Below are 21,899 nucleotides of genomic sequence, written 5' to 3'. Positions count from 1 at the left end.
CCAAGAGAGCTGACGGCTGGTGCGAGTCAGTACAAAGAGATATTCGAATTACCCTCACGAACCGCTTTTACCAAAAGGAGCATGCATGTTGCCTGATTAGTGAAAGAACGGATCTGTCCGTTATCAGTGTAAGTGAAAAGACGTGTTGTTTTGTCTTTTAAGCAGGGTGGTACCGCGATATATATCGTCCCTTCGTTCATTCGAAGGGGCGTTTTTTATGTTGAATTGTAAAAAAAGGAGATTTGGATATGAGTCAATTGATGGAAGAATTATCGTTCAGAGGATTAATTCAGCAGCAAACAGATGAAGAAGGTTTAACAAAATTATTAGCAGAAGAAAAAATCAAGCTATACTCCGGCTTTGATCCAACAGCTGACAGCTTGCACATTGGTCACTTACTGCCAATTTTAACATTGCGCAGATTCCAAGAAGCAGGCCATCATCCGATTGCACTTGTTGGCGGCGCAACTGGACTGATTGGTGACCCAAGTTTCAAAAAAGCAGAACGTTCACTAAACCCAGCAGAAATCGTCGAACAGTGGTCAGAGAAAATCAAAGGCCAGCTCTCTCAATTCCTTGATTTTGAAGCAGGTGACAACCCAGCTGTCATCGTCAATAACTATGACTGGATCAGTCAAATGAATGTGATCACGTTCCTTCGTGATATTGGAAAGAACTTCGGCGTCAACTTCATGCTCGCAAAAGATATCGTCAGCTCACGGATTGAGACAGGTATTTCGTACACAGAGTTCAGCTACGTCATCCTGCAATCGTTAGACTTCTTGAACCTTTACAGAAATGAAAACTGTAAGCTGCAAATCGGCGGAAGTGACCAGTGGGGAAATATCACATCTGGACTTGAGTTGATCCGTAAGTCTGAAGCAGAAGGCGCAAAAGCATTCGGTCTCACAATGCCGCTTGTGACAAAAGCAGACGGCACGAAGTTTGGGAAAACAGAAGGCGGCGCCATTTGGTTAGATAAAGAAAAAACATCACCATATGAATTCTACCAATTCTGGATCAACACAGATGACCGTGATGTCGTGAAATACTTAAAATACTTTACGTTCCTATCAAAAGAAGAGATCGCATCGTACGAAGAAAAAGTGCAAACAGCCCCTGAAAAACGTGAAGCACAGCGCCGTTTGGCAGAAGAAGTCACAACACTTGTGCATGGCCGTGAATCACTAGAACAGGCTGTCAACATCTCAAATGCGCTATTTAAAGGTGAGATTAAATCTCTTACAGCAGAAGAAGTGAAAGTAGGCTTTAAAGATGTGCCATCAATGGAGAAAGACAGTGCAGAAGAATTAACACTTGTTGATGTTCTTGTCGAATCAAAACTGTCTCCATCAAAACGTCAAGCACGTGAAGATATCACGAATGGCGCAGTTTCCATCAACGGAGAGAGACAAACCGACAAAGACTACGTCCTTTCAGCTGAAGATAGAATTGAAAACCAATTTACCGTCTTAAGAAGAGGGAAAAAGAAATATTTCCTTGTGACGTATAAATAAATCCTTATGAAACAGTAAGTATCATGAAAAGCACCTCAAATGTTCATATACATTGAGGTGCTTTTCTTTTTTATTCACAAGTAGGAATTAAACTTTTACAGAGCGGTTTTCTCTCATTTGTCTGTTTCTTATTCAAGGAGTGAATCTTCGTTTGTATAAGCATGTTCTACCTTACAAATTCGGGTTGTATAGGATTCATACCAATCTTTTTTTCCTTTTTTTTGAACACGCTGATGTGCTGTATGTGCTTTCCATTCTTTGATGGCTGCTAATGAATCCCAGTAAGAGACAGTGATTCCAACACCATGTTCATCTCGTACACTTTCTATTCCAAGAAACCCGTCTAGTTCTTTCGCTAATTCTTCCATTTTTTGAGCAGCCACGGCGTATTCTTTCTGCTCGACATTTGTTCGTTTTGATGTGAAAATCACGGCATAATAGGGTAGTGCAGGTGTTTGAGTAAACAGCATCTAGCAGAACCTCCTTTTGTCTATTCACATTATATATGAAAGATAGAGGGGCTCGTAGTCTTTTTGTTTTAATTTAAAAAAGTCCAAGGTGCTTTATGATTATTTATATTTCTGTAAAATCATCTTATAAACATTACCTTGTTCACTTTTCTGACATATTTTTCTTGTATAAAATAGAGTCGAATAAGATGAATAAGGGGGAATGAAAGTGATTCGATTTAAGAAAAAGAGTTTGCAAATTCTTGTTGCCTTTGCCTTAGTGCTAGGTTCAATAGCCTTCATCCAGCCGAAAGAAGCCAAAGCGGCTGAGCATAATCCGGTTGTAATGGTACACGGCATGGGTGGTGCGTCTTATAACTTTGCTTCGATCAAACGATACTTAGTGTCACAGGGATGGGATCAAAACCAACTTTTTGCAATCGATTTCATAGACAAAACAGGCAATAACCTGAACAATGGCCCGAGGCTCTCTAGATTCGTCAAAGATGTACTAGCCAAAACGGGCGCCAAAAAAGTAGATATTGTGGCTCATAGCATGGGCGGTGCGAACACGTTATACTATATTAAGAACCTAGACGGCGGAGATAAAATTGAAAACGTCGTCACACTTGGTGGAGCGAATGGACTCGTTTCACTCAGAGCATTACCAGGCACCGATCCAATTCAAAAAATTCTTTACACATCTGTCTATAGCTCAGCTGATCTCATCGTCGTCAACAGCCTCTCTCGCTTAATTGGCGCAAGAAACGTCCTCATTCACGGCGTTGGACATATCGGTCTATTAACCTCAAGCCAAGTCAAAGGCTATGTGAAAGAAGGATTGAATGGCGGAGGACAGAATACGAATTAAAAAATCAAAAAGACAGCGGTTTGTGCTGTCTTTTTTGATGTCATGGTTATATGGGTGCTGCTGGGTGTTGGAGAAGATTTTTAGGAGGATAAAAGATGACGCAAAAACTCAAATATGCTTTCTTAGGCTACTTTCTCTATTTCCCATGTTCATTTCTGATCATCTATATGATCTGGATGGCAATCGTCAAATCAGTGCAATGGGCAGAAGTCATATCTAACTGTACATCCATCATTGGTATCTATTACTTAATAGCCAGTGTGTGTTTTGTCTTTTTACTGCAAAAACAGACAAAACATCGTACATAGACAAATAAAAACATGTACAAATCAACCACCATTCCTTACACTACAAGTAATGATTCAGATTCTTCGGAGGTGGGTATTTGTGCAACATCATCAAAAGGCTTTGATTATGGTCGATGTACAGAAAGCATTCGAGCACGAAAAATGGGGAGAACGGAATAACCTAGATGCAGAGAAGAATATGAGTCGTCTATTGACGTTTTGGAGAGAAAAAGGATGGAAAGTCATTCATATTCAGCATACATCGGATCAGCCGCACTCCTTATTTCATCCAGCAAATGAAGGGCACTCCTTCAAAGAGATCGCCAAACCGCTAGATGAAGAAACGGTCATACAAAAGAAAGTCAACAGTAGCTTTATAGGTACAAACTTAGAGGAACAACTAAGATCAAACGGGATCGACACTGTTGTGATTGCTGGACTCACAACACCGCACTGCGTATCTACCACAACAAGAATGAGTGGAAACCTAGGCTTTGATACATACCTCATGTCAGATGCAACAGCCGCCTTTGGTTTAACAGATCAAACCGGTACATATTATGATCCAGAAACGATCCATCGCCTTTCACTTGCAACACTGCATGACGAATTTGCGACTATCCTGACAACTGAGCAGCTGATCACAAATTGGGCAAGCAAAAGCTCCTAGAAATCATCTCTAGGAGCTTTTTGCTTGTTCATCCAGCGGCTGTTTTCGTTGTTCAATACTTGAGTAGATGAGATCAATTCCAATAAATAAGAAGCTGACAAAGAAAGATAAAATGAGTGTGCCGTGCTCCCAAATGGAGACATTGACTATGTTCATATTAAGTACAAACTTAATTGAGAAATGCACAACGATCCATGAGAGTAGAAACTCAAAGATAAACGTGAACCATTGAGGAAATCTTAGCAAAGAGGAAATTCCTTTACCAATGAATACTAAAAAGATCGACCAAAAAAGAACAATCCCACTGACGAATAGACAGAAGGTCAATAATGAAAGAAATGATGCATAGGTAATATATTCTCCAAAAAGAAAATTCACTCCTAATGAAACAACATAAAGTACAGAACTTGGAATGATGATGACAAAACTAATCGAAAAAAAGATGAGTAAAATGAGGAGAATTTCAGCGATAGCTCCAGGCGCTTCATCGACAACTTTTGTCTTTCTCAAAATCGCATAGATAACAATTGAAATGAGCATAAGTGCTAACATAAATGAAATGATCGACAAATTGTTTTCCTCCTTAACGTTCCTTACATTATTGTTTTAAGTTGTGAGTTATCCAGTAAATGTAATTGTAAGAGGAAAACGAAAAAGAGTAAAGAGTAATCGGTGTTCTAATTTTCTTGTGTGCAAATAAGTTATTTGTAGCTAGAGAGTATCATACAAAAGACCGAACAAAAAACCCTAGAAATCCTTGAACAATCAAGGTCTCTAGGGTTTGTTTGATCACTCTCTGAGAGAGTCATGAAATTAACGAGAGTAGAACTCAACGATTAGTTGTTCGCTGATTTCAGGCGCTAATTCAGAACGCTCTGGAAGACGAGTGAAAGTTCCTTCAAGCTTTTCAGCATCGAAAGTAAGGTATTCAGGTACGAAGTTGTTCACTTCAACTGATTCTTTCACAACTGCAAGGTTTTGAGATTTCTCACGAAGAGCAATCGTTTGACCTGGTTTCACAGAGAAAGATGGGATGTCTACACGGCTTCCATCAACAAGGATGTGACCATGGTTTACTAGCTGACGAGCTTGGCGGCGCGTACGAGCAAGGCCAAGACGGTATACTAGGTTGTCAAGGCGAGTTTCAAGAAGGATCATGAAGTTTTCACCTTGTTTACCAGGAAGTTTAGCAGCTCTGTCAAATAGTGTACGGAATTGACGTTCGTTGACACCGTACATGTGACGAAGCTTTTGCTTCTCTTGTAATTGTAAACCGTATTCAGATAGTTTTTTGCGTTGTCCTGGACCATGTGGGCCTGGAGCGTAAGGGCGTTTTTCAAGTTCCTTACCTGTTCCGCTTAATGAAATGCCTAAACGGCGGGAAATCTTCCAACTTGGACCTGTATAGCGAGCCATAATGTGACTCCTCCTTATTGTTTTTATTTGTGAAAAATAAAAACCGTCTGTTCTTTGTCTTTTCCGTCATTATGTTTTCATGCATCCTCGCTCCAGCAGCAGGGAGTTACAAGATGCACCTCCATATAGAAGGAACAAAATGATACAAAAAAGCCGAACAAAAAGGCTGCCATATTTCACACAAACTCTATTATATGACGCCAGATAGGAGAAGTCAACCTATTTAAAGAGGAGAATGTCAAACACGGCCGGCTTTTACCGAGAAAGAAAACAAAATAAAAAAGCAGACACATTGTCTGCTTTTCACGCATCATGACGCATCAGTAGAGGCTGATAACGCATTTTGGAGAACCTCTGTAAATTGAACTAAGTACGTTTCATCCACTTCATTGAAACGATCTTTCACTGGACTGTCAATATCGAGTACCCCAATGATTTGTCCATTTACTTTAAGTGGGATCACAATTTCAGATTGCGATGCTGCATCACATGCAATATGACCAGGGAATGCATGGACATCAGCGATACGCTGTACATCACCTGTCGCAAAAGCTGTACCGCAAACCCCTTTTCCAGAAGGAATGCGTACACATGCGGGCAGTCCGTTGAATGGACCAAGCACAAGCTCTCCGCCTTTTGCTAAATAAAATCCTGCCCAATTGACTTCAGGAAGCGAGTGATAAAGCAGCGCCGCAGCATTGGCTAGGTTGGCAATGAGATCAGGTTCACCATCCGTAATCGCTTCTACTTGCTTGATGAGTAATTGATAGTCTTTCGATGGATCACCAGACTGTTTTTCGACATGAAACATGAAAATCTCCTACTTTCTATCTCAAAAATACATAACTTGCGCTTCGCATGTGGGATTTGTCGAGCAATGATTAAAGGAACTTCCGCCTTCACCTTGAAGTATGTACACATGAAGAGGGGTGAGCGGATGAAAACATCAACAACCGTGCAAACAAAAGACCGTATTATTGAAGCTGCCATCAGACTTTTTAACCAAAAAGGATTTTCTGGAACCTCTGTCCGTGAGATTGCGAAGGAAGCAAACGTCAACGTTGCCCATATATCTTATTACTTTCAAGGAAAAGGAGGGCTGCTCGAGCAACTCGTATCCGATTTTTATGAAGGCTATATTCAGATGATTGAATCGCACATCCAGCACATGGAAACCCGTCATGCAAAAGAATGTTTACTTCATGTGGTTTTTGATATTTTATCTTATCAGCATGAAAATCGTCAATTAACCCGTTTCGTTTATCGAGAGGTGACCATTGATTCAACGCTGATCAGGGAAATCATGTCCACCTATTTAACAAAGGAAAAATACTTGTTTCAGCTCATCATTGAAAAAGGAAAAAGCACCCATGTGATTTGTAAGCAGCTGTCACTCTCATCATTTATGATCCAGCTAAAATCACTTCTGATGATGCCATATTTACAGCCGCAATATTTAACAGAGGTGCTTTATATCAACCCAAATGAGCCTTACTTTTATCAAACGTACTATAAGGAACTGAGCCGGTCGCTTCATCATCTGTTAGAACCAAACGAATCGGCACTTGATTCTCACCTTAAACTCATGATGTCTTCAAATTGATCATACGCATACCCGAGATCTTCCGCTTGATGGGCATCAGACCCGAATATGAGCGGAATTTTTTTCTGTTTTGCAAGATCGATCATCCATTGATCTAAATAGATACTTCTGGCATATGTTTTACGAAGACCTGATGTATTAAAATCTAAGGACATGCCTTTTTTTGCCGTTTCTTCAAGACAAAGGGTGACCCTTTGACATAGTTCTGGCGACATTTCGTATGGAAAAAGCTGTTTGAATTTCTGGACAAGGGTGATATGACCGATTCTCTTTGGCTTATATGGACCTAAAGATGATAGAATAGAAGAATGAATTTGGTCATAGTAGCTTTGATAGACGTGTTCGGTGCTGCCATAGATACTGATCAGCTGCTTGAAGGCGTGCTCATCAAAATCAAGACAAATATAATCATTGCCAGCAGGAAGAAAGTGAACAGATAAAATGCTATCGTCTAGTTCAGGGCCGTAGCAGTCTAAAAAGGCACTTGTTTCCTCTTCATACTCTTTGATATAGTCGACCTCAAGCCCAGTTTTTACTATTAACTGTCCTTTATATTCCTGTTTCAGCTGATCCAGCTTCGTCAAATATGCTTCAAGGTCTCGAAGCTTCATGGCGCTATCCTGCTCAGGCGTTGGATCTCGAAACGAAGGAGGCAGCGGGGCATGCTCGGTAAAGGTGATGGAATCAAATCCCTTTTTCATAGCTTTTTCAATATAAGAATGAAAAGGATCAAGCGTACCGTGCGGGCAAAATGGCGTATGTAAATGTGCATCTTGTTTCAACATGTCGTCACCTCTTGTCGATATTTTGAAAAACGTCATGTTTATCAGCGAAAATAATGAAAAATCATGACCAAAAATGCTGGTTACATGGTATCATAATAACAATGAAAACGACAGCTTCCGCATACATAAAAACAGGTCACATCAATACATGTGATCAAATGATAGAAAGCCTGAATGACTTTCTTGAAAAAACATACATAAAACCGTGAATGGATCGTATTGGGAAAAATACAATCCTGCTTATAAAAAACAAATGCAAAGCGGACACGAAAGGGTTCTCAGGTCTACTCGGGACACTACCCTGACATCACTTAGATCACAACAAGGGGGCTCATTATGGAGTTTATCATCGGTTTAATTGTCATTTTGCTTGCTTTGTTTTCAGTCGGTTATTTCCTCAGAAAAAATATATATAAAGAGATTGACCGATTGGAAGCATGGAAAATTGAAATTTTAAACAGATCAATTGTAGAAGAAATTTCAAAAATCAAACATTTAAAAATGACCGGAGAAACAGAGCAGTTTTTTGAAAGATGGCGTGCAGAGTGGGACGATATCGTCACAGCCCATCTTCCAAAGGTAGAGGAGCTATTATATGATGCAGAAGAGTATTCTGATAAATATCGATTCTCCAAAGCGAAGCAAGTTCTTGCACATATAGGAGATCTGCTCACCGCTGCTGATTCAAACATCGAAGACATTTTAAAAGAGATTGCAGACCTTGTCACAAGTGAAGAGCAAAACCGAAAAGACATCGAGAAGGTCAAAGAGCAATATCAAACGGTACGAAAAAATCTACTTGCTTACAGCCATTTATACGGCACCCTTTATGACAAAATGGAGCAGGACTTAGATGAGGCCTGGGAAGGGATCAAGCAGTACGAGGAAGAAACAGAAAACGGAAACTACATGACAGCAAGGAAAATTTTGCTTGAGCAAGACCGCAGACTCGATCAGCTGCAATTATATATCAATGATGTACCGAAGCTCATCGCAGACTGCAAACAAACGGTGCCAGGTCAGCTAACGAAGCTGAAAGACGGTTATAAAGAAATGACAGACAAAGGCTACAAGCTAGAGCACATCCAGATCACAAAAGAGCTGGAGAACTTGAATAAACAGCTGACCCGGGCGGAGAAACTGCTGATTGATGAACTCAATTTAGATGAAGCATCAAGCATTCTGCAAATGATTGATGATGCGATTCAGACGCTGTATGATCAGCTAGAAGCAGAAGTAGAAGCAGGTCAGGAAATCAAGAGCAAAATGCCTGAGCTGACCGAAGCATTTGAAAAACTTGAACAAGACCACACGCAGACTAAGGCAGAAACGGCTCTTGTGAAAGAAAGCTACAAGCTGACAGCGGGAGAGCTGGATCAGCAGAAAGCCTTCGAAAAACGATTAGAAGAAATTGAAAAGCTCATGAAGCAAATACGAGAGAAGCTTGATCGTGACCATGTCGCATACACATTATTAATGGATGAAATCAATCAGCTTGAGGCCTTTATTGAGGAAGCCAAAACGCTTCATGAAGCGTTTAAAGATCACCTTCAATCGTTACGAAAAGAAGAATTACAGGCAAGAGAAACATTGGCTGAACTTAAAACCATGCTGACAGATACAGTGCGCCAGCTGCACAAAAGCAACATTCCAGGTGTACCTGCTGACATCAAAGACCGTGCTGAAAAAGCGCAGGAGATGATTCAGCAAGTGCAGGAGCAGTTAGAGAATTTGCCGCTGAATATGCTAGCAGTGAACCAGCAATTAAAAGAAGCCTCTGAAACAGTCAGACAAGTGGTTGATGAAACACATGACATGCTTCGTAAAGTGGATCAAATTGAACGGATTATACAATACGGCAACCGGTTTAGAAGTCAAAACCACATTCTTTCAGAGCAATTAAAAGAGGCAGAACGAAGATTTTATGCCTATGATTATAACGATTCATTTGATGTGGCAGCAGCAGCTGTCGAAAAAGCATCACCTGGAGCCGTTCAGAAGCTTTTAACTCAGCAAGAAAAAGAATATCAGCATCAATAAAAAAGCTGAAGTCCATTTTAGGACTTCAGCTTTTTCCATGTTATGAAGCTTGCTTTTGGCGTTCTTCTGAAGCAGAAGAAGTGAATAGAGAGATAACAAATCCAATCACGATTCCGAGTATGGCAGGTACAATCCAGCCAATGCCAAGGTCATATAGCGGCAAGATCGTTTGAAAGAGATCTTTCACAGGACCAATCGGCAGTTTCGCCGCTGCTAAGCCGTCAAACAGACTGACGCAGCCAGTTAAAATCAAAGTAAGGACATACACAGGTCTTCTATGACCAAGCCATTTGTCAGCAAGTGATAAGACGATAATCACAATCGCTAACGGATAAATCGCAGTTAACACAGGTACTGAAAAAGCGATAATATGAGCAAGTCCAAAATTTGAAATGATAAAACTGAATAATGTGACGAGTGTAACGACCATTTTATAAGAAAGTTTAGGTAATAAATTTGAGAAATACTCTCCGCACGATGTCACGAGACCGATACTTGTGGTTAAACAGGCAACCGTAATCGCCGCGCCTAACACAATATTACCTAAACTGCCAAAAAGAAATTGCGAAGACTGAGCCAAGATTTTACTGCCATCTCCAACAAAACCAATCGCGTGTGTACTTGAAGCGCCTAAATAAGCAAGTGATAGATAAACAAATGTTAATCCGCAAGCTGCAATGAGGCCTGCTTTGATACAAGCAGATGTGAGTGCTTTTTTACTTGTTACACCACGTCCTTTAATGGCGTTGATGACAACAACCCCAAACACAATAGATGCAAGAGCGTCCATGGTTTTATAGCCTTCTAAAAACCCTTTGAAAAATGATCCATTGCTATAGGACACATCAGGTGTGCCAATGACGCCCATCGGTGTCAAAATGGCTTTGACGATAATAATCAAAATGATCGTAAATTTAATCGGTGTTAACACTTTCCCTACACGATCCACAATTTTCGTTGGATTTAGTGCAAGATAATACGTAATACCAAAAAAGGCCAGTGTAAATAAAAGAAGTGAGAGCCAAGCTGGTACACCAGCTAAAAAGGGTAGTGCACCAATTTCATATGAAACCGTTCCTGTACGAGGAATAGCGAAAAGTGGCCCAATAGATAAATATAAAATGACGGTAAACGCTGTTCCAAAAGCTGGGTGAGCTTTATCAGCTAATCCTTTCGCATCTCGACCTGTCAAAGCGATTGCAATAATCCCCAGAAGAGGTAAACCGACACCTGTTAATAAAAATCCGCCCATTGCTTTCCACACATTTTGCCCAGCATATTGCCCAAGCTCTGGTGGATAAATCATATTACCGGCGCCGAAGAATAGAGCAAACAGCATAAAACCTATGATAACCGTATCTTTCGTCGACAAAGTTGCCTTCATTGCATTTAAAGCCTCCATTATTATGTTGAAATATTCTGTTAATTAGTTGCTAGGTAACCGTTCATCATTAACAATCACTAATTATAAAGGATGTACGCCTGATGTCAACATGTGTTTTCGTACAAAAGTCATGAATTTTTCTATTTTAGTATATGAAGAACAATAAAAAAACATCCCCTTCTTCTTTGGAAGGGGATGTTTTGGCTTGTGATGATTATGAGGCAAGTTGCTTTGGTGGGCTGGTAAACATGGAAATAAGTACACCAATCAGAGCACCGATAATAGCTGGTATGATCCAGCCAATGCCTAAATCGTAAAACGGAACAATTGATTTCAAGATGCCAGGCAATCCGCCTAGATTCACTTTGGCAGCTAATAATCCATCAGTGATGGCAAAGAAACCAGTAAAGATGAGAGAAGTGATATAAATGACTCTTCTGCCGTTAATCCAGCGGTCAAGGAACGATAATAAAATAATGACAATGGCCAGTGGATAGATCGCTACGAGTACAGGCACCGACAGAGAAATGATTTGTGCCAGTCCGAGGTTTGCAACGAATGTGCTAAATAAAGAAACAATTAGAACGACAGTACGATAAGAAAGTGCTGGGAAGAGCTTTGAAAAGTATTCTCCACAAGATGAAATAAGTCCAACACTAGTCGTTAAACAAGCGAATAAAATGGCTGCGCCAAGAACAATGTTACCAGCAGAACCGAATAAAAAGTTGGCAGAAAGTGAAAGCAGTTTGCCGCCATCATTTGCTCCAACCATTCCCGTGGCATCGGGGCTTGAAGCACCCACATAAGCAAGTGAAATGTACACGAGTGCCAGTCCAACAGCTGCTACGATTCCTGCCTTAATACAAGCTGCTGCAAGAGATTTTCGCTCTGTGATGCCTCTGTCCTTAACAGCTGTCACCACGACGATTCCAAATACGATAGAAGCAAGTGCATCCATTGTTTTATAACCTTCTAAAAATCCAGTGAAAAGCGGATTTGCCTCATATGTTTTATCTGGAGCACCGATCATTCCCATTGGCGTAGCAATGGCTTTAATGACAATAATAGCAATAACAGTTAATAAAATCGGTGTCAAAATTTTACCAATACGATCAACCAGCTTTGAAGGATTTAACGCAAGCAAGTATGAAATAGTGAAAAACACTACGGTAAAGATGAATAGTGGTACCCATGAAGTGGCTTGGGCACCTGAGAGAAATGGAGCTAATCCTATCTCATACGAAACCGTACCAGTTCGCGGAATGGCGAAAAATGGTCCAATGGATAAATACAGAATAACGGTAAAGATAGTTCCGAATTTAGGGTGTGCTTTATCGGCAAGACCTTTGGCTCCGGTACCTGTAAGGGCGACAGCAATAACCCCTAATAGTGGAAGACCTACGCCTGTAAGTAGGAATCCGCCGATGGCAAGCCATACGTTTTCACCTGCATATTGCCCAAGAACAGGTGGGAAAATCATATTTCCTGCACCAAAGAATAATGCAAAAAGCATTAGCCCAATAGCCAATGTCTCTTTTATACTTAAACTATTTTTCAAAATAGTCCCTCCTCAATCAGTGTATTGTGTCAAATTTAAATATTCTGACAATTTAGGTGTTTATATGACAATTGCACTATGGATGATATAGTGAAAATAAAAAGTTGTCAACTGCCATTTTCAGAAAATTCTCTGTCTGACTTCATTATGGTAACATATAAATGCATTTATTTTTTAAGTTTTTTTGTAAGGAGTTTAAGATATGATTTATCTTGATAATAGTGCCACAACAAAGCCTTATCCAGAGGTTTTACAAGTACATCAGCAAGTGAGTGAGCGTTTTTTTGGGAATCCGTCTTCGCTGCATCAACTTGGAATTGATGCGAGCCGTCTATTAAGTGAAACGCGAAAACAAATCCTTCACTATACAGGCTTTACACAATATGAGATTATTTTTACTTCAGGTGCAACAGAAGCAAATAACATTGCCATCAAAGGGGCTGCTCTTGCCAAGATGAACCGAGGCAGACATATTGTCACAACAGCGATTGAGCATCCATCTGTCATCGAATCGTTTGAACAGCTGAAAACATTATTTGGCTTTGATATTTCCTATATTCAAGTAAATGAGCATGGCCGTGCAGATATGACGCATTTAAAAGAAGTGCTTCGCCCTGATACAGTGCTTGTCAGTCTCATGCATGTAAACAATGAAACAGGCGCGATTCAGCCGATAGAGGAAGCGGCAAGCATCATTCGGAAGTATGCTAAAGAAGCGATTTTTCATGTCGACGGCGTACAAGGAATTGGCAAGGTTCCGCTGCCTAAAGAGATGGATATTGATCTTTTAACGATGTCTGGTCACAAAATTCATGGCTTAAAAGGCACAGGAGCACTCTTTTTAAAGAAAGGTGTAGTACTTGCCCCTTTTATCACAGGAGGAGAGCAGGAACTAGGCCTTCGCTCAGGGACTGAGAACCCTGCTGGAGCTGTCAGTTTAGCAAAAGCCATAAAGCAATCATTTGAACATTTAAACAAGCATCATGATGAGATGATCGCCTTAAAAACGGAGCTAGAGCAGCAGCTTGGAAAGATAGAAGGCGTCGTCATAAACACACCGCTGACGCATAGCGCACCGCACATTGTGAATTTTTCAGTGCCAGGTATTCAGATCGAAGTCCTTCTGCATATGCTCGAAAAAGAAGGCATTTACGTTTCGACAACGTCTGCTTGTTCTGCTAAGAAAAAGGAACCAAGCCGTGTCCTGCTGGCGATGGGAAAATCAGAAGAAGCAGCCAAAAGCAGCATGAGAATCAGTTTGACATATGGACAAGGACCAGAGCTAGCGCCACAAATCATCACATCGATCGCACAAAGTGTGAAAAAATTAAAAGGAATGAGATAACAACATGAAGTATGACCATATTTTAGTCCGTTTTGGTGAGATTTCAACAAAAGGGAAAAATAGAAAGAAATTTATCGAAAAACTAAGACAGCATATCCGGTTTGTATTAAAAGACTTTGAAGCATTAAAGTATGCATCTGACAGAGACCGCATTACGATCATGCTAAACGGAGAAGATCCTGAACCGATTTCAGAACAGCTTAAAGGTGTATTTGGCATTCAAAGCTTTAGCCTGGCTGTAAAATGTGAGACAAATCTTGATGCCATCAAAGAAGCGGCACTCTCAGCGGTTCAGGAAGTGTATGAACAAGGAAATACATTTAAGGTCTCAACGAAACGTTCTTATAAACAATTTGAGCTTGATTCAAATGAAATGAACCGAGAAATTGGTGGACATGTTTTAAGGAATACAGACAACTTAACCGTTAATGTGAAACAGCCAGATGTTCACTTGCGAATTGAAATAAGAGAACATGCGACGTACATTACATTTAAAGATGTAAAAGGTGCAGGCGGACTGCCAGTTGGTTCAAGCGGAAGAGCGATGTTGATGCTCTCTGGCGGCTTTGACAGCCCAGTGGCCGGCTATCAGGCAATGAAACGAGGCATTCAAATTGAAGCGGTTCATTTCTTTAGCCCACCTTATACAAGTGAACGTGCCAAGCAAAAGGTCATTGATCTAGCGGAATGCTTAGCTGCCTATGGAGGCGAAGTCAAGCTTCACATCGTTCCTTTTACGAAAATCCAAGAGCTCATTCACAAACAAGTACCAGAAAACTATACGATGACTTCAACGAGAAGAATGATGCTCAAAATTGCAGATAAAATAAGAGCCAAGCGTGATGCGCTTGCCATTATTACAGGGGAAAGCCTTGGTCAAGTGGCAAGTCAGACACTTGAAAGCATGTATGCCATTAATCATGTCACAAACACACCGATCATTCGCCCGCTGATTGCCGTGGATAAGAATGACATTATCGAAGAAGCGAGACGAATTGGCACATATGAGACAAGCATTCAGCCATTTGAGGATTGCTGCACGATCTTTACGCCGCCATCTCCAAAAACAAAACCAAAGCTTGAAAAAGTAGAACGCTACGAAAGCTTTGCTGAATTCGAGCCAATGCTTGATGAGGCAGTGGAGCAGATCGAAACAATCGTTGTCACAAATGAAAAGAAAGCAGCTGACAAATTCGCTGATTTATTCTAAATAAAAAATTTCATAATAATTACCATAAAATCAATCGCATGAAGTCATGTGTTTCTACACATTCTATATTCACAAGGAGGTGAGAACACATGGCTCAACAAAACAGACAAAGCAGTTCTAATCAATTAGTCGTTCCAGGCGCTGCACAAGCGATCGACCAAATGAAGTACGAAATCGCTTCAGAATTTGGCGTAAACCTTGGACCAGAAACAACAGCTCGCGCTAACGGATCAGTTGGTGGAGAAATCACTAAGCGTCTTGTATCTTACGCTCAACAACATATGGGTGGCGGATCTTTCTAAGACACACAATTAAAAAGCTATGGCTTATGAGCGGGTTCATTCCCGCTCTTTTTTTTTGTACATAAATTGTTAGAATATTTTTAAAAAAGGAGACGAAATGAAAAAATTATGGCATAATACTAGGAGTAGGTCCTAATTCAAGCATTTTTCAGTTATGAGTGTTAGAATAGGTAAATTGAAACATGATTCGTTTCATAGAAAGAGGCTAAAAGGAGCTGTACCATGAAAAGAGAAGACTTAATTGCACCAGAACAATATAACTTAGTCAGTGAGATTGAAGCGTTCAGTCATGACCAGGAGAAAATCGCCCTGCACTGGCAGGACGGAAATGGCCATGAAGCGCATGTGACATATGCAGCATTAGTGGAAGAGGCGAATAAAATTGGTCATGTTCTATTAAATGCAGGCTTTAAAAAAGGCGATAAAATCATTGTGATGGTGCCGCGTATGCTAGAGGCATACAGCATTTATTTAGCCATTTTAAAAACAGGAATGGTTGTAATTCCTTGTTCAGAAATGCTTCGCGCTAAAGATATAGATTACCGAATTGAACATGCAGAAGCAAAAGGAGCGATTGTTTACGCATCATTCATTCAATCGTTTGAAGGAACCAACCAGCCAAAAGATTTCAAAACATTCTCGATTGGTGAGAATGATCATGGCTGGACAAACATTGTTGCGCAAAAGGAAGAGCAGTCAAGCGAGTTGAAATTGGCAGACACAACACGTACGGACATGGCGTTTCTCTCTTATACATCAGGCACAACAGGTAACCCAAAAGGGGTTGTTCATACACACGGCTGGGCGTATGCACATTTACGTACTGCGGCCAAAGCATGGCTCTCCATTAATGAAGGGGATAAAGTATGGGCAACAGCAGGACCAGGTTGGCAAAAATGGGTGTGGAGTCCTCTCTTATCTGTTTTAGGAAGCGGAGCAGAAGGTTTTGTTTATGGAGGGAAATTTAATCCGAATACGTACTTAGAGCTGCTTCAAAAAAATGAAATCAATGTTCTATGCTGTACACCAACAGAATATCGATTTATGGCAAAAGTGGATGACCTCAGTCAGTACGAGCTACCAACATTGCATAGTGCTGTTTCTGCGGGAGAGCCGCTCAACCGTGAAGTCATCGATACGTTCAAAAAACATTTCGATATCGAAGTGCGAGATGGTTACGGGCAAACAGAAAGCACGCTGCTAGTCGGGGTGCTGAAAGGAATGGACATCAAGCCAGGCAGCATGGGCAAACCAACACCTGGCAATGAAGTAGAGATCATTGATGAGAATGGCCAGATCTGTGCTCCAGGAGAAATAGGTGACATTGCCGTTCATCTTGAAACGCCGGCTTTATTCAAGGAATACTACAAAGATGCAGAGCGTACAAAGGCGCAGCGCCGAGGGGATTACTTTATTACCGGTGACCGTGCGAAAAAAGATGAAGACGGGTATTTTTGGTTTGAAAGCCGCAGGGATGACATCATTGTCAGCTCAGGTTATACAATTGGTCCATTTGAAGTCGAAGATGCACTGATTAAACACCCAGCAGTGAAAGAATGTGCGGTTGTGGCAAGTCCAGATGAAATCAGAGGATCAATCGTGAAAGCATACGTCGTCCTGCGTGATGCATCTGCACAAAGCGATGAGCTGATTAAAGAACTGCAAACACACGTGAAAAATACAACAGCACCGTACAAATATCCAAGAGAAATCGAATTCATTGACGAGCTACCAAAAACTCCGTCAGCGAAAATTCGACGTGTCGAGCTGAGAGAAAGAGAGCTTGCACGAAAATCATCATGACAATAGAAACAATAAGCGTCTGGATGGAAAATCATCCAGCGCTTTTTTTATTGGACAAATCAAATATGTGAAATTCGTTCATGATGATTTATGTTAAAATGTGTAAGGATGACTTGAAAAGGAGAATGTTCTGAAAATGTCGATTGCGATAATTCATGGGATTGTGCTTGCCTTTGGTCTTATTTTACCTTTGGGCGCGCAAAATGTATTTGTATTTCAGCAAGGAGCCCTTCAGCCGCGATTATATCGCGTACTGCCTGTGGTCATTACAGCTGCTCTCTGCGACACACTTTTAATTACTTTAGCTGTCATTGGGGTTTCGGTTGTTGTACTCACCATTCCTATCTTGCAAATGGGTCTTTTTATCATTGGATTTTTCTTTTTACTTTATATGGGGTGGTCAGTTTGGAACACGAGCTCCGCAACAGGTAATCAAGAAAAGATGGACCTGATGCCCGTGAGAAAACAAATCATATTTGCCTGTTCCGTTTCACTTTTAAATCCTCACGCGATTCTCGATACAATAGGAGTGATAGGAACGAACTCTCTGCAATATCATGGGGCGGAAAAGGTGGCATTTACCGCAGCCTGTATCATCGTCTCGTGGTTATGGTTTATGGGTCTTGCCCTTCTCGGGAAAATGTTAGGAAAGCTAGATACAAACGGCAAGTGGATGAACCGGATCAATAAAGCCTCTGCGGTCATGATCTGGCTAGTTGCATTATATATCGCCTATCAGCTTATTGGATAAAGGATACATAGAGCAAAAGAGACGTGATGTTGAACATGTCATTTGAAGAAGCGTTGGATGGAAAACATCCGGCGCTTTTTTGTTGTCTACTGTCTCGGGGCAAGCATCAGTTACACACCGTTCATTTATCTCAGACATACTGACGATTCAATTACCTGAAGGAAATGATATCAAGTAGGAGATATGCTACATTATTTATAGTGGTTTTTTTTGGTAAATAAGCCTCTTATGCCATTTTCCATAAAAAGGTATAATTTTTATGAGATTTATTAAAGGAGGCTACATAATGAAAGTTAGGAAGATGCTTGTTGTTTTATTATTCATTTCACTTCTATGCGGACAATATCCTGTGGGGAAAGCTGTTAGCATAGAAGAGGATATGCCTTTTGAAAAGATACAAAACAATAAAGTGGCTGAAAGGCTCATAAAAAAAACAAAAAAGAGCTTTCAATTTTTACAGGCAAAAGAAATAGCCTACAAAAAAGGGTATCAATTAAATGGAGAAAGTGTAGCAGTTCATTTGAATGATGCTAAAGCGAATGTTGTTTATTTTTATCTAACAAAGAAGAAAGCAGATAATCAGCTAGTAAGCACAGCATCATTTATTTCAATTTCACTAAGTCAGATAAAGTCCTATTATATTCAACTTGCGGAATACGATGAGCAAGGTAATTTACACTCATATTTCATTCAAAATGGAAAGTTGAAGAATGAGTTTCATATCAATCCAAATGGGGAGTTTTTAAAAGGATCTTTTACCTATGGTGAAAACGGTGCGAAAAAAGATATGATGGAATTAAATAGAAAAATTATGAATGCTGAAGATTCGGAAATTCAAACGAGCTTTAATTGGAACAAATTTTGGAGTTGTTTAAAAAAGAAAAGTGGCCCGAATGAATCTCTTCCGCTTCGTTCAATGGTTCTTGGGGCTTGTTATTATGTTTGTTTAACAGGACCTGTTGGTTGTATAGCATGTACAGTCATTAATGCAGGAATATCGGCTGGGATAGCAGGTTATTGTGTGAAAAAAGTTTGGTGAATTGGAGGTTTTCAAATGGCTCATAAAGAACAGCGTAAAGGGGCAGTGCTTGCTGTCTTTGATACATTGACGTTTGGTGTACCAGTCTTGCTGTGGAATTTATATAAGAATACGAATAAAACATTGAAGCTGATGATCCCGATTATTCCAATAGTAGGTTTCATCACGTATCTTTTAGCATCTCTTTACTAATGTGTTCAAAAATCATTTGCATGAGCGATACGCTCATGCTTTTTTCATTCGATCATTTTTTGAAGATGGTTTGATTTAATAGACGGAGAGCTTGTACGATATCATCCATTTGATTTTGGTCAGAGGAAGAAAGGCTGTCCATGAGCATGGATTCAATTTGTTGAAATGCTTTGTCCATACACGCACGGCCTTTTTTAGATAGCATAATGACATGTTTTCGCTTGTCATCTTTATCTTCTTGTCTATCAATGAATTGTTTTTCGTGAAGTTTTTTCAATTCTCTGCTGACATTCGGAAGAGACATGTGCTGACAATTGGCAATTTCACTAGGTGTTAGCGGCTCACTGACGGCTAACTGCTCCAGAATCAAATATTGTAGAGTGGTTAGATCAGATGGTTTGACCTTGCTCATCATAGCATGTTTCAGCTCAGAAAAAGTAGAAGCAAATGTGACAAACTCTTTGAAAAAATGGGGGTTTTTCATCATTTTCACCTCCTACGTACCATACCAAATTTATTATCAAAAAACAATTATCATTTGACAACTAAAAAAGAGGGGTGTATGCTTTTTGTTATCAAATGATAACTAAAGGAGATAAGCCATGAATGTACTCATTATTTATACTCACCCCCATCATAATAGTTTAAATGGTGCTTTTTTTAAAGAAATCCTAAAGGGCAGTGAAGAAAATCCAAACGTTCAAGAAGTGAGAATCATAGATTTATACCAACACAAATTTGATCCTGTACTTATTTTTAATGAAGAGAAAAAAAGACGTGATATGCATAAGGACCCTGAGATTCAAGAATATCAAGAGAAAATTAAATGGGCAGACAATATCGTGTTTGTTTATCCGATTTGGTGGGGGAGGCCGCCAGCCATGCTACTTGGTTTTATTGATCGCATGTTTGCAGCGAATTTTGCTTACCGTCAAACAGGCGGGCTGCTGCCAGAAGGCTTGTTAAAAGGAAAGAGGGCTGTATGTGTATCTACAATGCAAGGACCGACCCACTACCCTTTCTTCTTTTTGCAGAATGCCCACAAGGTGTTAATGAAACGAGCTCTTTTGCAATATGTCGGGATTAAACCGGTGAAGTTCTTTGAATTTGGCATGATGGAAAGTCCAAAAGGGAAGCATGACGTGAAATTAAAACGGATATACAACTATTTTCGGAATATCAGCTCATAAAACCACATTCCTTGAGTCACTTTTCTTCTAATTTGAACCTGTTATGTCTTAAAATGACAGAGAGAGTGAGTGACTCATTCTCTTTATTTGAAAAGGGGGATATGGATGAAGAAAACATTGTTTAAAGATGCGGCTCTTATCACACTTGATCCATCTTTAGGTTTTCTGGAGAAGGGAGATCTATTAATCGAAGGGGCACATATTTTAGAAGTCGGACCTTCGATTGAAGTAAGCGGTGCTGATGTTGTTGATGCGTCTGACATGGTCATCATGCCAGGGCTTGTGGATACCCATCGTCATGTGTGGCAGTCTGTCATACGGGGAATCGGAACAGATTGGTCTTTGCAAACGTATTTAAGCAAAATTTATTATGGCAACTATGGGGCGATGAGACGTCCATCAGATGATCGAATTGCTAATTATTTAGGCGCATTAGAGGCATTAGATGCAGGAGTGACCACGTTTTTCGACTGGACGATGATCAATTCTATGGATCATACAGAAGAACTCATTGGAGGTTTAAAAGATGCGGGTATTCGAGCGGTCTTTGGTTTTGGTACCTCTGGAGATGCAGCGTATTGGGACAGAGAGAGTACGCTCACAAATATGGAAGACGCAGCCCGCGTGAAACAAAAACATTTTCAATCATCGGATCAGCTGTTGACGATGGGACTTGCCATTCGTGGACCTGAATTTTCTTCATGGGAGACGACCGTCTTTGAAATTGAAACAGCGAGATCACTAGATGCATTATGCAGTATGCACATTGGCTTTGGAAATTGGGGAGCAGCGGATCGATCGATTGAGCGGCTTCATCAAGCAGGGCTGCTTGGGCCTGATTTGAATATGGTGCATATCAATGCAATTGATGCAGATCAAATGAAGATGCTAGCTGACAGCGGAAGCTCCATCTCTATTACACCTGAGATTGAAATGATGATGGGACACGGATATCCTGTCACAGGGCTCGCCATTGAAAATGGTGTTCTGCCAACGCTTGGTGTAGATGTGGTGACAGCGACAGGCGGAGATTTATTTACTCAAATGAAATTCGGACTACAGGCGGAGCGGGCGATTCAAAATCAATCTTTATTGATGGAAGGGACGATGCCAGGGCCTGAACTTGGATTGTCTGCACAGCAAATGCTTGAAGCAGCCACAATAAACGGGGCTCGTGCCTTGAAGCTTGATGACAAAATCGGCTCACTCACACCTGGAAAAGAAGCTGATTTTATCTTGATCGATCGGACAAGTATGAATCTTCTTCCGATGACAGATCCAGCTGGGGCAGTTGTGCAAACGGCACACCCTTCAAATGTTGATTCTGTCTATGTGGCTGGAAAAGCAGTGAAACAAAATGGGAAGCTAGTTGGAGTGAACTTAGAAGAGATCAAACAAAAAGCTTATGCGGCAAGAGATCATATTTTACCGCATCAGTTTGAATCAACAACATGACGTGCAATATCCCCATAGGCCACTGCCTATGG

23 protein-coding genes and 1 other annotated feature (1 of these 24 running past the window's edge) are annotated in these 21,899 nt (G+C 40.5%); of the genes, 15 read left to right on the top strand and 8 right to left on the bottom strand.

From position 1 onward, the window contains the following. Window positions 1–195 (top strand) — a binding site (T-box leader) (it extends 43 nt beyond the left edge of the window). A 53-nt stretch (window positions 196–248) separates the two neighbouring features. Beyond that, window positions 249–1,517 carry a tyrosine--tRNA ligase gene (tyrS, locus tag NSQ64_RS15270; RefSeq protein ID WP_135009408.1) on the top strand — a complete coding sequence of 423 codons (1,269 nt, stop codon included), beginning with the start codon at window positions 249–251 and terminating at the stop codon, window positions 1,515–1,517. A gap of 128 nt (window positions 1,518–1,645) precedes the next feature. Here the strand turns inward: tyrS and NSQ64_RS15265 are convergent, their stop codons facing one another. Continuing rightward, a complete protein-coding gene (locus tag NSQ64_RS15265; protein ID WP_039170277.1) occupies window positions 1,646–1,987 on the bottom strand; it encodes an antibiotic biosynthesis monooxygenase family protein in 342 nt (113 codons plus the stop codon). 232 nt (window positions 1,988–2,219) lie between these two features. Here NSQ64_RS15265 and NSQ64_RS15260 point away from each other — a divergent pair, with 232 nt between their 5' ends. The 3 genes from NSQ64_RS15260 (at window position 2,220) to NSQ64_RS15250 (ending at window position 3,794) form a co-directional block, all read left to right on the top strand. After that, a complete protein-coding gene (locus NSQ64_RS15260) occupies window positions 2,220–2,837 on the top strand; it encodes an esterase/lipase family protein (protein ID WP_445684656.1) in 618 nt (205 codons plus the stop codon). A gap of 95 nt (window positions 2,838–2,932) precedes the next feature. After that, window positions 2,933–3,145, top strand: coding sequence for a hypothetical protein (locus NSQ64_RS15255; RefSeq protein WP_341017188.1), 213 nt, complete (start codon window positions 2,933–2,935; stop codon window positions 3,143–3,145). 49 nt (window positions 3,146–3,194) lie between these two features. Further along, entirely contained in the window at window positions 3,195–3,794 is a 600-nt protein-coding gene (locus NSQ64_RS15250) for a cysteine hydrolase family protein (protein ID WP_341017186.1), read from the top strand. Between the two features lie 9 nt (window positions 3,795–3,803). Here NSQ64_RS15250 and NSQ64_RS15245 read toward each other — a convergent pair whose 3' ends face one another. The 3 genes from NSQ64_RS15245 to NSQ64_RS15235 all read right to left on the bottom strand — a co-directional run bounded on the left by NSQ64_RS15245 (window position 3,804) and on the right by NSQ64_RS15235 (window position 6,021). Further along, complete coding sequence (locus tag NSQ64_RS15245; protein WP_035702040.1) at window positions 3,804–4,364, bottom strand: hypothetical protein; 561 nt, start codon at window positions 4,362–4,364, stop codon at window positions 3,804–3,806. A 243-nt stretch (window positions 4,365–4,607) separates the two neighbouring features. Beyond that, window positions 4,608–5,210, bottom strand: a complete 603-nt coding sequence (rpsD, locus tag NSQ64_RS15240; protein ID WP_007501777.1) for a 30S ribosomal protein S4 — start codon at window positions 5,208–5,210, stop codon at window positions 4,608–4,610. A gap of 310 nt (window positions 5,211–5,520) precedes the next feature. Continuing rightward, window positions 5,521–6,021: a GAF domain-containing protein gene (locus tag NSQ64_RS15235; RefSeq protein ID WP_041092574.1), complete on the bottom strand. Its 501-nt coding sequence runs from the start codon at window positions 6,019–6,021 to the stop codon at window positions 5,521–5,523. 126 nt (window positions 6,022–6,147) lie between these two features. On the opposite strand from NSQ64_RS15235, the gene refZ reads away from it, so the two are divergent. Beyond that, a complete protein-coding gene (refZ, locus tag NSQ64_RS15230; RefSeq protein ID WP_341017183.1) occupies window positions 6,148–6,813 on the top strand; it encodes a forespore capture DNA-binding protein RefZ in 666 nt (221 codons plus the stop codon). Here refZ and hisJ read toward each other — a convergent pair. Further along, complete coding sequence (gene hisJ, locus NSQ64_RS15225) at window positions 6,783–7,598, bottom strand: histidinol-phosphatase HisJ (protein ID WP_335364468.1); 816 nt, start codon at window positions 7,596–7,598, stop codon at window positions 6,783–6,785. The genes refZ and hisJ overlap by 31 nt on opposite strands. Window positions 7,599–7,934: 336 nt before the next feature. Between hisJ and ezrA the strand changes: the two genes are divergently transcribed. Continuing rightward, entirely contained in the window at window positions 7,935–9,638 is a 1,704-nt protein-coding gene (gene ezrA, locus NSQ64_RS15220; protein WP_338705693.1) for a septation ring formation regulator EzrA, read from the top strand. A gap of 40 nt (window positions 9,639–9,678) precedes the next feature. Here ezrA and brnQ (NSQ64_RS15215) read toward each other — a convergent pair whose 3' ends face one another. After that, on the bottom strand, window positions 9,679–11,022 hold the full coding sequence (brnQ, locus tag NSQ64_RS15215) for a branched-chain amino acid transport system II carrier protein (RefSeq protein WP_024718689.1): 1,344 nt from the start codon (window positions 11,020–11,022) through the stop codon (window positions 9,679–9,681). 214 nt (window positions 11,023–11,236) lie between these two features. Further along, window positions 11,237–12,580, bottom strand: coding sequence for a branched-chain amino acid transport system II carrier protein (gene brnQ, locus NSQ64_RS15210; RefSeq protein WP_341017180.1), 1,344 nt, complete (start codon window positions 12,578–12,580; stop codon window positions 11,237–11,239). Window positions 12,581–12,782: 202 nt separating this feature from the next. Between brnQ (NSQ64_RS15210) and NSQ64_RS15205 the strand changes: the two genes are divergently transcribed. The 7 genes from NSQ64_RS15205 (at window position 12,783) to NSQ64_RS15175 (ending at window position 19,222) form a co-directional block, all read left to right on the top strand. After that, window positions 12,783–13,925 (top strand): cysteine desulfurase family protein, encoded by a 1,143-nt coding sequence (locus NSQ64_RS15205; protein ID WP_203143530.1) that lies wholly within the window; start codon window positions 12,783–12,785, stop codon window positions 13,923–13,925. Between the two features lie 4 nt (window positions 13,926–13,929). Beyond that, entirely contained in the window at window positions 13,930–15,135 is a 1,206-nt protein-coding gene (gene thiI, locus NSQ64_RS15200) for a tRNA uracil 4-sulfurtransferase ThiI (RefSeq protein WP_007501769.1), read from the top strand. An 89-nt stretch (window positions 15,136–15,224) separates the two neighbouring features. Continuing rightward, complete coding sequence (locus NSQ64_RS15195) at window positions 15,225–15,437, top strand: alpha/beta-type small acid-soluble spore protein (RefSeq protein ID WP_003216385.1); 213 nt, start codon at window positions 15,225–15,227, stop codon at window positions 15,435–15,437. Between the two features lie 222 nt (window positions 15,438–15,659). Continuing rightward, a complete protein-coding gene (gene mbcS / locus NSQ64_RS15190) occupies window positions 15,660–17,240 on the top strand; it encodes an acyl-CoA synthetase MbcS (protein WP_047945286.1) in 1,581 nt (526 codons plus the stop codon). A 136-nt stretch (window positions 17,241–17,376) separates the two neighbouring features. Beyond that, window positions 17,377–17,991, top strand: a complete 615-nt coding sequence (locus NSQ64_RS15185; protein WP_039168907.1) for a LysE/ArgO family amino acid transporter — start codon at window positions 17,377–17,379, stop codon at window positions 17,989–17,991. A 286-nt stretch (window positions 17,992–18,277) separates the two neighbouring features. After that, window positions 18,278–19,030 carry a hypothetical protein gene (locus NSQ64_RS15180; protein WP_135226569.1) on the top strand — a complete coding sequence of 251 codons (753 nt, stop codon included), beginning with the start codon at window positions 18,278–18,280 and terminating at the stop codon, window positions 19,028–19,030. A gap of 15 nt (window positions 19,031–19,045) precedes the next feature. Then, entirely contained in the window at window positions 19,046–19,222 is a 177-nt protein-coding gene (locus NSQ64_RS15175; protein WP_008356320.1) for a hypothetical protein, read from the top strand. A 52-nt stretch (window positions 19,223–19,274) separates the two neighbouring features. On the opposite strand, the gene NSQ64_RS15170 is transcribed toward NSQ64_RS15175, so the two are convergent. Next, window positions 19,275–19,706, bottom strand: coding sequence for a MarR family winged helix-turn-helix transcriptional regulator (locus NSQ64_RS15170; protein WP_268381824.1), 432 nt, complete (start codon window positions 19,704–19,706; stop codon window positions 19,275–19,277). Between the two features lie 118 nt (window positions 19,707–19,824). Between NSQ64_RS15170 and NSQ64_RS15165 the strand changes: the two genes are divergently transcribed. Beyond that, the gene (locus NSQ64_RS15165) at window positions 19,825–20,412 is read left to right on the top strand and encodes an NAD(P)H-dependent oxidoreductase (RefSeq protein ID WP_341017174.1); all 588 of its coding nucleotides are present in this window, start codon (window positions 19,825–19,827) and stop codon (window positions 20,410–20,412) included. A gap of 105 nt (window positions 20,413–20,517) precedes the next feature. Next, window positions 20,518–21,867, top strand: a complete 1,350-nt coding sequence (locus NSQ64_RS15160) for an amidohydrolase family protein (RefSeq protein ID WP_341017172.1) — start codon at window positions 20,518–20,520, stop codon at window positions 21,865–21,867. Window positions 21,868–21,899 lie beyond the last annotated feature (32 nt).

The organism is Bacillus sp. FSL W8-0183, from assembly GCF_038006825.1.
Lineage (GTDB): Bacteria > Bacillota > Bacilli > Bacillales > Bacillaceae > Bacillus > Bacillus altitudinis.
The sequence above is the reverse complement of the archived record's forward strand: the minus strand, read 5'-3'. Positions and strand labels throughout refer to the sequence as shown.

Excerpts from the sequence above, each read along its gene's own strand:
- NSQ64_RS15170 (WP_268381824.1), bottom strand. The coding sequence starts at position 19,706 with ATGAAAAACCCCCATTTTTTCAAAGAGTTTGTCACATTTGCTTCTACT.
- NSQ64_RS15185 (WP_039168907.1), top strand. The coding sequence starts at position 17,377 with ATGTCGATTGCGATAATTCATGGGATTGTGCTTGCCTTTGGTCTTATT.
- brnQ (WP_024718689.1), bottom strand. The coding sequence starts at position 11,022 with ATGAAGGCAACTTTGTCGACGAAAGATACGGTTATCATAGGTTTTATG.
- thiI (WP_007501769.1), top strand. The coding sequence starts at position 13,930 with ATGAAGTATGACCATATTTTAGTCCGTTTTGGTGAGATTTCAACAAAA.
- NSQ64_RS15265 (WP_039170277.1), bottom strand. The coding sequence starts at position 1,987 with ATGCTGTTTACTCAAACACCTGCACTACCCTATTATGCCGTGATTTTC.
- NSQ64_RS15180 (WP_135226569.1), top strand. The coding sequence starts at position 18,278 with ATGAAAGTTAGGAAGATGCTTGTTGTTTTATTATTCATTTCACTTCTA.
- tyrS (WP_135009408.1), top strand. The coding sequence starts at position 249 with ATGAGTCAATTGATGGAAGAATTATCGTTCAGAGGATTAATTCAGCAG.
- NSQ64_RS15160 (WP_341017172.1), top strand. The coding sequence starts at position 20,518 with ATGAAGAAAACATTGTTTAAAGATGCGGCTCTTATCACACTTGATCCA.
- NSQ64_RS15195 (WP_003216385.1), top strand. The coding sequence starts at position 15,225 with ATGGCTCAACAAAACAGACAAAGCAGTTCTAATCAATTAGTCGTTCCA.
- NSQ64_RS15165 (WP_341017174.1), top strand. The coding sequence starts at position 19,825 with ATGAATGTACTCATTATTTATACTCACCCCCATCATAATAGTTTAAAT.
- NSQ64_RS15250 (WP_341017186.1), top strand. The coding sequence starts at position 3,195 with ATGATTCAGATTCTTCGGAGGTGGGTATTTGTGCAACATCATCAAAAG.
- rpsD (WP_007501777.1), bottom strand. The coding sequence starts at position 5,210 with ATGGCTCGCTATACAGGTCCAAGTTGGAAGATTTCCCGCCGTTTAGGC.
- NSQ64_RS15205 (WP_203143530.1), top strand. The coding sequence starts at position 12,783 with ATGATTTATCTTGATAATAGTGCCACAACAAAGCCTTATCCAGAGGTT.
- refZ (WP_341017183.1), top strand. The coding sequence starts at position 6,148 with ATGAAAACATCAACAACCGTGCAAACAAAAGACCGTATTATTGAAGCT.
- NSQ64_RS15235 (WP_041092574.1), bottom strand. The coding sequence starts at position 6,021 with ATGTTTCATGTCGAAAAACAGTCTGGTGATCCATCGAAAGACTATCAA.
- ezrA (WP_338705693.1), top strand. The coding sequence starts at position 7,935 with ATGGAGTTTATCATCGGTTTAATTGTCATTTTGCTTGCTTTGTTTTCA.
- NSQ64_RS15175 (WP_008356320.1), top strand. The coding sequence starts at position 19,046 with ATGGCTCATAAAGAACAGCGTAAAGGGGCAGTGCTTGCTGTCTTTGAT.
- hisJ (WP_335364468.1), bottom strand. The coding sequence starts at position 7,598 with ATGTTGAAACAAGATGCACATTTACATACGCCATTTTGCCCGCACGGT.
- NSQ64_RS15255 (WP_341017188.1), top strand. The coding sequence starts at position 2,933 with ATGACGCAAAAACTCAAATATGCTTTCTTAGGCTACTTTCTCTATTTC.
- mbcS (WP_047945286.1), top strand. The coding sequence starts at position 15,660 with ATGAAAAGAGAAGACTTAATTGCACCAGAACAATATAACTTAGTCAGT.